This is a genomic window from Bacillus sp. FH (genome assembly GCF_052216825.1).
GTDB classification, from domain to species: Bacteria; Bacillota; Bacilli; order Bacillales; family Bacillaceae_G; genus Bacillus_A; species Bacillus_A paranthracis.
Map to the genome: position 1 here is coordinate 885,176 of NZ_JBQOUU010000001.1, position 13,074 is coordinate 898,249.

Consider the following 13,074-nt stretch of genomic DNA (forward strand, 5'->3'; position numbering starts at 1 on the left):
AGTAAAAATATTCAGAAAATAAAACACCTATTTTTTTAATAAAAATAAGCCATACAAATGTATGACTTTTAATCTATTAAACATAGCTTACTTCTATTTACTAGTAGGAAACAATTCTGAGAGAGGAACTATCCGCCCCACCTCATCTTTAAATACAATATGATCTCTCTTTAAATGACGTGGACTCTTTACTCCCGCTGCTGCTGCTAACGAAAACAAACTATATCTCATACTAATAATATAATTCATAACTCGCCACTTCTTCTCATACGGATCTAACGCTTTTTGATAGTGCGGATTCGTCGTAGCCACACCAGATGGACATTGGCCAGAATTACATTGAAGCGCCATAATACAACCGCTTGCCATCATAAAACCACGTGCCGAGTTTACAGCATCTGCACCAATCGCTAAAGCAATTGCCACTTTATCTGGTGTAATTAATTTCCCCGAGGCAAACACTTTGAATTTATCACGAACACCATACTGATTCGCTGTATCAATACATGTCAGTAACGCTGGAATAAGCGGCATCCCCATACTATCTGCCATCGATTTATATGTTGCTCCTGATCCACCTTCTGAACCGTCAATTGTAATAAAATCCGGATAGATATTTAACTCTTTCATCGTTTTAAATAAATCTTCCAACGGCTCCTGCTGTCCAATTACAATTTTCATACCGATTGGTTTCCCGCCAGTTTCTTGCAACTGTTGAATAAAATAAAGTGTCTCTGCTGCATTATTTAAAAATGAAAATCGATTCGGTGAATTAATTGTCTCTCCCTCTCGTACATTCCGAACAAAAGCAATTTTCTCGTTTACTTTTTGCCCCTCTAAATGACCACCACGTATTTTCGCACCTTGCCCAAATTTCAATTCAAATGCTTTAATATTACTTTCTTTCACTTTCTCCATAAATTTCTCCATTGAAAAATTCCCGTCCTCATCACGGTATCCAAATAGCCCTGGACCAATTTGCGCAACGATATTCGCCCCTGTATGTAAATGTTCTGGAATAACGCCACCTTCACCAGTATTAATCCACGATCCGCCTGCCATTTTCGCTCCAAAGCCGCTCGCTAAAATATAATTTTCGCCAATCGCACCGTAAGAAGTTGCTGATGCCCCAAACATGCCATACAGTTTCCACGGATATTTACGATTTTCGCCGACGATAATTGCATCGTCTTCTTCGTATAACCAAAGATTCGTTGTATCCGCTGTCAATTTTTCTCTCCGTGAAAATAATCCTTCTTTATGAATCACATACTTTTTCCCTTCACGTTCTTGCGTTACGTTCACACTTAATTCTTCTGTTAATACCGGAAACAACGTATTAGCAATATAATAACCAGATGCTTCAAAATCTCGTTTCGACCCAAAACCAAGTATTTCAGAGCGATACTTCGCTAAAAACATAACACTTTGAAAATCGTAACGTGAAAAAGGTTTTCCATCTGTATCGTGATCAAACCAATATTGTCGGAATTCCGGCCCTATCTTTTCCAGTAAGTAACGCATTCTTCCTAAGTATGGATGTAATTTTAAAATAGAATGATGCGTCCGTTTTTTTATAAAAAATGTGATAATAAAAAAGACGATTAAAAGCAACATTAATAATAGTAATATACTAATAATAACGAGTAGCGTTTCACTCATCTCGCTTCCCCCTATGAAATTCCATAATAAAAGGAGAACACTCCATGTGTTCTCCTTTTATCTTTATTCAAATTAATGTAGCAAGATGCTCTTTCGCGTCATATTCAACTAAACTTTCAGCATGTTTAATTCGATGAACAAAATCTGGATTAGCAATTAACGGTCTTCCGAATGCAGCTACGTCAATTGTTCCTTCTTGCAACGCTTCTTCAGCTTCTTTCGGATTCAAATTACCAACCCCAACAATCGTACCCTCCCAATATTTTCTTACTAATTGATGAAAATTCTTTCCGTCAGCAATCACTTGCGTATAATTCATCGTTGAAGGATGAATCATCGTTAATCCAACTTCTTTAAACATATTTACAAATGTTTCAATTGCCAGCTCAGGGTTTTCCCACATATAAGTAGGATTATCCCCTTTAAAAGCAGAGAAACGAAGAAGTGTTTTATCAGCTCCAACTGCTTCTATTACAGCCTCAGTTACTTCTTTCATAAACGTTAATCTTTGCTTTAAGTCACCGCCATATTTATCAGTACGCTTATTAGCAAACTCATAAGTAAATTGATCAATTAAATATCCGTGTGCACCGTGAATTTCTACCCCATCAAACCCAGCTTCAATCGCATTTTTTGCTGCTTGTGCGTATTGACTGATAACTTCTTGTATTTCTTCTAATGTCATTGCTTCTGGTGTATCGAATGGTTTGCGAAAACGTGGAACATTCCCTTCTGCAGCGATGGCAGAAGGCGCTTGGGGCATTTGCCCACCAATTATTTCATGATGACTCATACGACCAACATGCCATATTTGAGCAATAATTGTCCCGCCTTCTTTATGTACTGCCTCTGTAACAGGTTTCCATGAATCAATTTGTTCTTGCGTATAAATCCCTGGTACTCCTGGATTGCCTTTCGCTCTCGGACTAATGACAATTCCTTCTGTAATAATTAATCCAACTCCGTCAGCAGCACGCTTTCTATAGTACTCCACTACATCAGCACCAACTACTCCAGTTTCATTGTCTGCAAAGCATCTTGTCATCGGTGCCATTGCTATGCGATTACGAAGAGACCAAGCTCCGACTTGAATCTGATCAAACAACTTCGTTTCTTCAATATTTTCAAAAGATCCCCAAGCGTTTACATTTGTTCCTTCATAAATACTTGCCGCTTTATTATTAGAACTTGCCATTTTTCTTCCCCCTTAAAAATTCTTGCTATAATCGCATCATACTTACTTTTAAATAGTAACGTCAATTTATACGACTTTTCTATAAAACATTCGAATATCCAAAAAACAGAATGCTATAAATAAACTAAAAAGGTTTCCTTAGTAGGAAACCTTTTTTAGTTGATCATATATGGCTGTCAATTTCTTCATCTCTTTAATATAAAGAATCCCTTATCAATAGAAGTGAAAATGGTTCAGTATTCTTCTAAAAATAATAACTTATATACCTAAAACAATGAAAGCCCTACCTCTCTTTCATCCTTACGGCTCCTCGTCCGTGCCAGTGTGAATCAGGATTGCAAAAATCAAGTAACTATTTTATCGAAGTATTGAATTAAACTTCGAACATTCGTAAAAGAATTAAAAAATAAAAATGGATTTGATTGTAGTAATAACAAAAGAGGTTAATGCTCTAAAAGTGGTTTGAAAGAGTTGAATGTCTTTGAAATGATTGATTGTCTATAATTATGTTCCCCAAAAATTCAAAACCTTTTTTTGGGATGCCATATATTATTTGTAATGAACCTTAACAAAAGCTTTTTATTTGATTTTCTGTGATACCTTCAATTAATCCCAGTTCACTAATCAAAAATTCATGTGCGTTATCTAACATTTTCTTTTCGCTTGCATTAAGTGCCTTTTCTTTCTGTATACGCATTAAATCACGCACAACTTCAGCACCTTCTTGCATTTTACCCGTTTTTATTTTATCAGTGTTCAATTTATATCTTTGTTTCCACGTAAGTAATCTATCTGATTCTCCATGTTGAAAAATATCTATTATGTGTATTAATGCCGTGATATCCGTTACTGGTCGTATATTTGAACTCAATATTTTCCCTTCAGGAATCATTATTTCCATATTACTAGCCGACATTTTTATAACATAATACTGTTGTTTTTTTCCTGCGATTTCCTTCTCTTCTATGGCTTTAATTATACCTGCTCCTTGCATTGGATAAACAATGTTATCGCCAATTTGAAACAAATAATCCACCTCCATATATGGTAACCTTCTCAAGTTTAACACACTTTTAGTTTTTTAGCAAAATTTTTATTTTATCACAAAAATATTTTACACGTCAACACTTCAGAAGCAAGAAATTAAATTCACACAATACACTATAAAAAACCGCAATTTTATTAACGGTTCCACACACATTCATTCTCTTTTAACATAAAAACACATCACTACATTTGAGTAGTAATGTGTTTTTGATAAAGCGTAAATAAAAATCTACTTTTCCTTCTATATACTAACCTGCTTACTAACTGTTTCCCTCGCTAAAAGAAAACTCATAATCACTTGCGCAGCTACTCGACTCGTCATATCTCTGAAATCAAGAGTTGGATCAATTTCTACAATATCCATCCCTTGCACAAGCGGTTCTTTACCAAGCAATTCAATCGCATCAAGTAAAGTCATACTGTCCATTCCGCCAGGACCGATTGCTGGACAACCTGGTGCGAATGCTTGATCTAGTACGTCCATATCAAGAGAAATGTAAATAGAGGTCACGCCTTGCTTTCTTAATACTTCGATACTTTCCGTCATAATATCTTTTATTTCTCGCTCTCGTACATCTTTCATTGTATACACTGTCACGCCATGTTCTTTTGCATATTCATGGTACGCTCGTGCATTTGAAAAATTACGAATACCGATTTGAACGAGTTGTTTTCCTGTAATAACACCATTTTCTAGTAAACTACGGAACGGTGTACCATTTGACGGACCACCATCTTCTAAATTGCGCAAATCATGATGGGCATCAAATTGAATAATACCGACCTTCCCTTTACTATTTGCAAATCCTGTTATACTCGGAAAACTAATCGAGTGATCCCCACCAAGAACGATTGGTATCATGTTCGGATTTACTTTCGTTACATGACCAACTGTTTTCGCAATTCGGTTATGACTTTCTTTTATATCCGTCACATGCATCGTAATATCGCCGCAATCATATAAGACACTTTCTTTCATATCATGTTCCTCTGTAATTGCGTACGTGCTATATGCATCTAACATCGCACGAATTGTTTTTGGAGCAAAACTTGCTCCTGAATGACTAATAGACGGTTTAGAAAGGGGTGCTCCAATTAAGGCCGCACCGAATATTTCCACGCCTTCCTCCCAATCTTTGATCATTTCACTCCATTTTGTCACTTCACGATCGATAAACTTGGCATTTTTCTTTAAATAGTGGCCGTGCTCCACGATTGTTCACCTCTTGTATATGCGATATTACCATTCTTCCATACTGTATTTACATGACTTACGCCGTAATGATACGGTACGTAAGCATAATTGTAAGCATCCCATAGCACTAGATCTGCCTTGCGACCTACTCTAATTTTCCCAGCTACGTCACCACGATTAATTGCGTAAGAAGAGTTAACTGTTACGGCATTCCAAACTTCTTCTGGTGTCATTTTCAACTTCAGCATTGCGATGCTCATAATAAGCTGAATGTTTTCCGTTGGACAGCTGCCTGGGTTAAAGTCTGTAGCTAAAGCTACCGCAACACCTTCATCGATCATTTTACGACCGCGAGCAAAGCTTTCTTTATTTAAATAGAAAGTTGTTCCTGGTAATAAAGTGGCTACTGTATTAGAGTTTGCAAGCATTTCAATTCCTTTATCAGAAGCACCAACTAAATGGTCCGCTGATGCTGCACCAATTTCAGCTGCCGCTTCCGCACCACCAAGAGGATCAATTTCATCCGCATGAATTTTCACATCAAAGCCAAGCTCTTTCGCTTTTAATAAAAACTCTTTCGACTCTTCAACAGAGAACACGCCTGTTTCGCAGAAAATATCAACAAATTCAGCTAATTGCTTCTCTTTCATTTCTGGCAGTAAGTCTAACATCCATTGTAAAAATTCTTTCGATCTACCTTTATACTCTTTCGGAACTGCATGAGCACCTAAAAATGTAGAAACTAAATCGATTGGATGCTCTTTTTGTAATTGTGCAGTTGCCTCTAATTGTTTCCATTCCGTCTCATCATCCAATCCGTAACCACTCTTCGCTTCTACAGTTGTAACTCCGAAAGATAGCATACGGTCTAAATGAAATTTCGCTTTTTGAACAAGTTCTTCCTTCGACGCTTTTTTCGTTGCATTTACAGTCGAAAGAATACCTCCGCCTTGTTCTAAAATTTCTAAGTACGGAACTCCTTGTAATTTTAGCGCGATTTCATTTTCACGAGATCCACCAAATACAAGATGAGTATGCGGGTCAACAAGGCCAGGGGAAACCATTTTCCCGCCGCAATCAATAACCTCTTTCGCTTGTAACCCTTTTGCTTCTTCCGCTGTTCCAACGAAAGTGATCACACCATTTTCAATTCCAACCGCACCGTTTTCGATAACAGGAAGCGTGTTCATCGCTTCCCGTCTTAACAAGCCATCTTCTTGATCCATTGTTAGCAATTGACCGATATTTATTAGTAAAGTGTCCAGCATGTTTTCTCCTCCTTATTTCATCATTGGAATGTTAACGCCTTTTTCTTTCGCAGTTTCCACAGCTAAGTCATATCCTGCATCCACGTGACGAACAACACCCATACCAGGGTCAGAAGTTAATACGCGCTCAATACGTTTTGCTGCTGCTTCTGTTCCATCTGCAACGATAACCATTCCAGCGTGAAGTGAATAACCCATACCAACGCCGCCACCGTGGTGAACAGATACCCAGCTTGCACCGTTTACACTGTTAATTAATGCATTCAAAATTGGCCAGTCAGCTACTGCATCACTACCATCTTTCATCGCTTCTGTTTCACGGTTTGGAGATGCTACTGATCCGCAATCTAAATGGTCACGACCGATAACGATTGGTGCTGATAATTCACCATTTGCAACCATTTCATTAATGATGCGACCAAATTTCGCGCGCTCACCGTAACCAAGCCAACAAATACGTGACGGAAGACCTTGGAACTCAACTTGCTGACGAGCCATACGGATCCAGTTACATAAATGCTCATTATCAGCAAACTCACGTAAAATTACTTCGTCTGTTTTATAAATATCTTCTGGGTCACCAGAAAGCGCTACCCAGCGGAATGGTCCTTTTCCTTCGCAGAATAATGGACGGATAAATGCTGGAACGAATCCTGGGAAATCGAATGCATTTTTCAAACCTTCATCAAAAGCAACTTGGCGAATGTTATTTCCGTAATCAAATGTAATTGCGCCTTTTGCTTGCATAGCAAGCATTGCTTCTACATGTTTTGTCATGCTTTCTTTTGATAATTGTACGTAGCGCTCCGGATCTTCTTCACGAAGTTTTGCTGCTTCTTCTAATGTGTAACCTACTGGAATATAACCGTTTAATGGATCATGAGCAGATGTTTGATCTGTAACTAAATCTGGCGTAATATTACGCTTCACTAGCTCTGGTAAAATCTCTGCCGCATTTCCTAATAAACCAATAGAAATCGGTTCTTTCTTCTCTTTATACTCGTTCGCAACCGTTAATGCTTCTTCTAATGATTCTGTATACATATCACAGTATCTCTTTTCAATACGGCGATCGATACTGCGCTTATCAACATCAATAGCGATAACAACACCGCCATTCATCGTTACAGCAAGAGGTTGTGCACCGCCCATACCACCTAAACCAGCAGTAAGTGTTAATGTACCTTTTAATGAACCACCGAAATGTTGGCGTGCCGCTTCACCAAACGTTTCATATGTCCCTTGTAAAATACCTTGTGTTCCAATGTAAATCCAGCTACCTGCTGTCATTTGTCCATACATCATAAGACCTTTTTTCTCTAGTTCACGGAAGTGATCCCAGTTCGCCCACTTCGGTACTAAGTTTGAGTTCGCTAAAAGAACGCGAGGTGCATCTTCATGTGATTTAAAGATTGCAACTGGTTTTCCTGATTGAACAAGTAATGTTTCATCGCTTTCTAACGTTTTTAATGAATCTACAATTGCATTGTAGCTTTCCCAGTTACGAGCTGCACGGCCGATTCCACCATATACAACTAATTCTTCTGGCTTTTCAGCAACTTCCGGATCTAAATTGTTCATTAACATACGAAGTGCAGCTTCTTGCACCCACCCTTTCGTTTGTAACTCAGTACCTCTTGGCGCGCGAATTGTTTGTTTAACTTTTTCCATTTCAATCTCTCCCTTTTCTCATTTTATAGTGCTGCGTTTACATCTAATCTTTCTTTTATCGAATAATTCGTTTTTAACCAATACGCAATATTTTCAATATCCGTTGAGAATATACGGTCATTAGTAATAGAAGGTACTTGTTGACGACCTTGATGATAGAAGCTCTTCGTCACTGTACTCATGTTTTCAATACCGCGATATTCTGCTGCTTGCATCGCACAAATCATCTCAATTGAAAGAACACGTCTTACATTTTGAATAATTTGATGTGCATGGCGTGAAGCAATTGTTCCCATACTTACGTGATCTTCTTGATTAGCTGATGACGGGATTGAATCAACACTCGCCGGATGTGCTAACGTTTTATTTTCAGAAACTAGTGACGCTGCAGCATATTGCATAATCATTGCACCAGACTGAAGTCCTGGTTCTGGACTTAAAAATGGTGGTAAATCGTTTAACTGTGGATTTACTAAGCGTTCAATACGGCGCTCTGAAATATTTGCAAGTTCTGCCATTCCAACTTTTAAGAAGTCCATCGCAAATGCAATTGGTTGACCGTGGAAATTACCACCTGAAATTACTTTTTCTCCGCCATCAAAAATAAGTGGATTATCTGTCGCGGCATTCATTTCAATTTCTAATTTTTCTTTCACATAATTTAAAACTTGCCAAGAAGCACCGTGTACTTGCGGAATACAGCGAAGTGAATAGGCATCCTGCACACGTAGTTCTCCTTGTTTCGTTGTTAATTTACTATCATGAAGGATGTCACGAATTCTGCTTGCTACTTCCACTTGCTCTTTATAACCACGTGCTTTATGAACATTTTCATCAAATGCATCAATAATGCCTTGTAAACCTTCAATTGTCATAGATGCAATTAATTCAGCTTGATAAGCCGTTGCTTCTGCTTCTATATAAGAAAGAACTCCTTGCGCTGTCATCGCCTGCGTACCATTAATTAACGCCAGACCTTCTTTCGCTTCAAGTTCAATTGGCTCAAGACCTTCTTCTGTAAGAGCGACCATTGCATGAACGCGTTTTCCTTTATAGAACACTTCACCTTCGCCTAATAATACGAGCGCAAGATGAGATAAAGGTGCTAAATCGCCACTCGCACCAAGTGAGCCTTGTTGTGGAACAACTGGGTGAATTTTACGATTTACAAACTCAAGAAGCATATTTACAACGAGCGGTCTAACACCAGATACTCCTTTAAGCATCGTGTTTGCTCGTAAAATTAACATACCGCGTGATACTTCTTCAGGGAATGGCTCGCCTATCCCACATGCATGTGACTGAATTAAATTATGTTGAAGTGCCTTTACATCATCTTTTTGAATTAGCACATCACTAAACTTTCCAAATCCAGTTGTAATACCGTAAACAACTTTTCCGTCCTCTACAATTTTCTCAACTACTTCGCGGCACTCTGCCACCTTTTGCATACTAGTTGGACAAGCTGTTACACCTTCTCCTTCAAGTAACAACCTCTTCATTTCTTCAATTGTCAATGTGTGTCCTGTTAACGTAATCATTGTTTTTCCTCCTTAAAAAGGCAAAAGGGGACCTTATCTTTTTAAGACAGACTTCTGTCCTAAAAAAGTAAGGCCCCCTTCTAACTAATAGACTATGGGCAAATCATATGTGATTAATTCCTAAACCAATCGCCTCATGCTCAGATCCTTTTACAGGTGCACCAATCGTTCCATATAATGCAACAGCAACCCATTCGCCCTCTTTTTTTCCGTCGTATGGTGTACCGCGCACAATTACAAAGCGAAGTCCTACTGTACGAAGAACGTCTGCTAACTGAATTTGACCTCTCGTCACTCCGTACAAAGCTTCCATAATTGCGTGATAAAGTGCATGTGTTTCTCTGTAAACGTCTGTTTCAATAACTTGGTTGCTCTTAGCCGCTGTTTCCATTGCTGCGACAACCTTTTGCGAATTCATCGAACCCACTTTCCCCGTACAATACTTCCAACCTTTTGGGATAGATAATACAGGGCTTTCATTCTCATCCGCAAGTGCCAACAGCATGGCCATACGACCAATTCGATGTGTTCCTTGAAGAAGCATGTGACTCTCTCATTTCTTTTAATTATTTGAATATTTCTTAATTTAAGAATATATGAAAACGGTTAAATCGTCAATAGTTTAAACTCACATTCAAACAATTTTTTCATCCCCTCCATTTGTGTACACAAATGATTTACACAAATTTTCCAGGCGTGTTATAGTCTCACTAACCGATACAAAGGGGAGAGATTTCAGTGACAAAGCGAAAAAACATTCATTTTCGAATTGAAGAAAAATTACTTGAAAGGTTTGAAGCTGCACTCCATTACGAAGGCTTAAAGAAAACCGACGTATTAACGCACGCAATTCAGCAATTTTGCACGAAGGTGGAATGCGAAAAGATGAATGATGTAAAACGCCAGTACAATGTAAGCCACCATTTACAAATACGTATTGATACGCATAAACATTACGAAGAAAAACAAGTGAATTTAGATGAAGTCGTCATGGATCATTTACAACTTCAAGGAGACGAGAAAATATTAGAGGTTGGGTGCGCTAACGGAAAATTTCTTTCCTTTTTGCAAGCGAATGGCCATAAAGGTCAATTAACAGGTTTTGATCAATCAGAAGCCATGCTCTCTGAAGCCACTAAAACAAATACTTTAATTGAATGGAGACTAGGTAACGCTGAAAAACTTCCTTTTGAAGCCAATTGCTACGACTGGATCGTCGCAAGACATATGTTATATCATATGAAAGATGTTGAAAAAACTATCCAAGGGTTCCATAAAGTAATACGTCCTGGTGGCTCACTTTTAGCTACTACAAATTCTGACGTTACATTACCTCGTATAGTTGAAATGTGTAATCGCATGTTAGACGCATTTGATTTACCGAAAACAACATCTTCAGTCACGCCATTTTGTTTGGAAAATGGTAAAGAGATATTACAGTCTGTTTTTTCAACTGTTGAAGAAGCAGTTATTCATAATGCTCTCGTTTTTCATCATGCTACTCCAATTGTAAACTATATTTCTAGCATGTTTCCGTCGCTAAATATACCTGATAATACACATCTTCACGCCGAAATGAAGGAATGGCTAAAAGAAGAAGTAGAAAATGAATTGGCAATTCATAACGGTATATGGCGCGATCCGAAAACGTTAGCCATTTATCGATGTCAAAAAGAAAAAAGCTAGCAAATGCTAGCTTTTATACATTCTCAGGCAAAAGCTCCTCCATCATCACATTCCCCTTACCACTGTAAAAATTTATATTGTGTTCGTTCGCTATCCCAAAATAAGAGGCAATCGCTATTCCAAATGGTACAAATGCATGCCCCTGCGCTGTAATAATGTTTGAATGTTCCACAACTTCTTCATACACAAAATTTTCTACTGGAAAACAATCTAATTTTCTATAGTCCATAGTTACTGTATACGAGTTTTCTTTGAATAAGCCTGCTTTTGCTAGTGCATACGGTCCCGCACAAATAGCAGCTACTAATTTTTCTTGTTCGTGAAACTGACGGATGACTGAAAAGAGTCCTTCTGCATCCTTCATATGTATCGCATCTCCGCCTGGAATAATAATCCCCTCATATTCTTCTACACGTACTTCACTTAATTCTATATGCGGTTGCACTTGCAAACCTGTTTCACTTATAATCAATTCTTTCGTTAAACTCGCTGTAATAATTTCATATTTATTTTTCAACAATGCCGTTGCTACTGTTATTTCAAACTCCGCAAATGTTGGGTATACAAATAAAAGTATTTTTTTCATATCCCTCTCTCCTTTAACCAATCCATAAAATATCCCTCTAATTCTTCCGCTGTTAATCTATTCGTGTCCACATAAGTTACAGGAAATTGTTTATACCAGTCTTTTTCAGTTTCTACTAATTTAAATTGCTCCTCAAATGTACTTCTGTTTCTTGTTCTATCATTATTTTTTCTATTATATAAATTACTTTCCGAGCCATCTAAATAAAAAATAGCATCTGAACGACATTCTCTTAATTTATATAATTCATCTCTTAATGCAGTTTCTATATCCCACTCTTCTCCTATAATCTTTGGATAAAAGAGCGTAAAAAACTCAATATCTTCTGGCCCGCGATCAAAAATTACAACTGAATCTTTTACATTTTGAAACTCCTTTATTTTTGCTTCCATAAACATTTTTTGATTTAGAATAAACCCTTCTTTTGAATTTATATCCAAATTTAATACTCTTCGCTTTTCTACAATTGGATAAGGGTTTTCATATATAACTGAAAACCCACATCGCTCTAACCTTTTAGCCAATGTCGTTTTTCCGCTTGCCATCGGTCCTTGGAGTGAAATTACATATGCCATTCCTCTCATTCCCTTGCGCTTTAGTAAAACTATAATATACAGAATCTTGAAAACTATCAACAAAATATATATCATCTTGTTTCTTATTCTTATCTAACATATAATAAAAAATAGAGATTATGACGGACGCATTAATAATGTAAGCTTGGAAATCCAAGCTTACATTATTTTTTGCTTTCCCTTTTCAAATAAAAAGAGTATACTAGATTAGAACGTATGTTCTTAATGATTACATACAGTAAGGAGATAAGACAATGGTATACGATACAAAAGCAATTTCTTGGAACGAGTCTTTAAAACAACTTCAACGCCGCTATACAAACAAACAAGTTGACCGAAAAGAATTTGAGGATATTGAACTGATGGAATTCTTCCGCGATAACGACTACATTTCTTTACCTACACATATAAGCGGCCTATCAACAGCACGTTTTACTTCTTACTCTATTTTCACAACTGAAGATAAAGATCGTAAAGTTGGCACATTAATCATTGAATATGTAGAAGATGATAATAATAATTTATGTGTGGAACAACTATACTTCGTTTAAATGATAACGCTTGGTCAAAATGACCAAGCGTTCTTGCTTTCTATCAATCTCACTGTTTATAATATAAATAAAAGAAAACCGCAATCATTAAGGGGGG

The 13,074-nt window shown here is 37.4% G+C and carries 12 protein-coding genes; 2 read left to right on the top strand and 10 right to left on the bottom strand.

Features of this window, described 5'->3' with window-relative positions; translation table 11 throughout:
• Positions 1-93: 93 nt before the first annotated feature.
• From ACTT1L_RS04770 to hutP, 8 genes are all read right to left on the bottom strand, one after another.
• Entirely contained in the window at positions 94-1,662 is a 1,569-nt protein-coding gene (locus ACTT1L_RS04770) for an FMN-binding glutamate synthase family protein (protein WP_071742822.1), read from the bottom strand.
• A 67-nt stretch (positions 1,663-1,729) separates the two neighbouring features.
• Positions 1,730-2,857, bottom strand: coding sequence for an alkene reductase (locus ACTT1L_RS04775; RefSeq protein WP_061184789.1), 1,128 nt, complete (start codon positions 2,855-2,857; stop codon positions 1,730-1,732).
• A gap of 565 nt (positions 2,858-3,422) precedes the next feature.
• Positions 3,423-3,884: a CarD family transcriptional regulator gene (locus ACTT1L_RS04780; RefSeq protein WP_000486325.1), complete on the bottom strand. Its 462-nt coding sequence runs from the start codon at positions 3,882-3,884 to the stop codon at positions 3,423-3,425.
• Between the two features lie 261 nt (positions 3,885-4,145).
• Complete coding sequence (hutG, locus tag ACTT1L_RS04785; protein WP_071742820.1) at positions 4,146-5,117, bottom strand: formimidoylglutamase; 972 nt, start codon at positions 5,115-5,117, stop codon at positions 4,146-4,148.
• Positions 5,096-6,367 carry an imidazolonepropionase gene (hutI, locus tag ACTT1L_RS04790; protein ID WP_000887524.1) on the bottom strand — a complete coding sequence of 424 codons (1,272 nt, stop codon included), beginning with the start codon at positions 6,365-6,367 and terminating at the stop codon, positions 5,096-5,098. The genes hutG and hutI overlap by 22 nt, the downstream gene beginning before the upstream one ends.
• 12 nt (positions 6,368-6,379) lie before the next feature.
• Positions 6,380-8,038: a urocanate hydratase gene (gene hutU / locus ACTT1L_RS04795; protein ID WP_000416706.1), complete on the bottom strand. Its 1,659-nt coding sequence runs from the start codon at positions 8,036-8,038 to the stop codon at positions 6,380-6,382.
• Positions 8,039-8,061: 23 nt separating this feature from the next.
• A complete protein-coding gene (gene hutH, locus ACTT1L_RS04800; protein WP_000631850.1) occupies positions 8,062-9,579 on the bottom strand; it encodes a histidine ammonia-lyase in 1,518 nt (505 codons plus the stop codon).
• 103 nt (positions 9,580-9,682) lie between these two features.
• Complete coding sequence (gene hutP / locus ACTT1L_RS04805; protein ID WP_442821818.1) at positions 9,683-10,123, bottom strand: hut operon transcriptional regulator HutP; 441 nt, start codon at positions 10,121-10,123, stop codon at positions 9,683-9,685.
• Positions 10,124-10,317: 194 nt separating this feature from the next.
• Between hutP and ACTT1L_RS04810 the strand changes: the two genes are divergently transcribed.
• Positions 10,318-11,265 carry a class I SAM-dependent methyltransferase gene (locus ACTT1L_RS04810; protein WP_071742818.1) on the top strand — a complete coding sequence of 316 codons (948 nt, stop codon included), beginning with the start codon at positions 10,318-10,320 and terminating at the stop codon, positions 11,263-11,265.
• Positions 11,266-11,278: 13 nt separating this feature from the next.
• Here the strand turns inward: ACTT1L_RS04810 and ACTT1L_RS04815 are convergent, their stop codons facing one another.
• Positions 11,279-11,851, bottom strand: a complete 573-nt coding sequence (locus ACTT1L_RS04815) for a DJ-1/PfpI family protein (RefSeq protein ID WP_000722213.1) — start codon at positions 11,849-11,851, stop codon at positions 11,279-11,281.
• The gene (locus tag ACTT1L_RS04820; RefSeq protein WP_001998011.1) at positions 11,848-12,435 is read right to left on the bottom strand and encodes an AAA family ATPase; all 588 of its coding nucleotides are present in this window, start codon (positions 12,433-12,435) and stop codon (positions 11,848-11,850) included. Before ACTT1L_RS04820 ends, ACTT1L_RS04815 begins: the two co-directional genes overlap by 4 nt.
• A gap of 245 nt (positions 12,436-12,680) precedes the next feature.
• Between ACTT1L_RS04820 and ACTT1L_RS04825 the strand changes: the two genes are divergently transcribed.
• Complete coding sequence (locus ACTT1L_RS04825) at positions 12,681-12,977, top strand: hypothetical protein (protein ID WP_000262403.1); 297 nt, start codon at positions 12,681-12,683, stop codon at positions 12,975-12,977.
• Positions 12,978-13,074 lie beyond the last annotated feature (97 nt).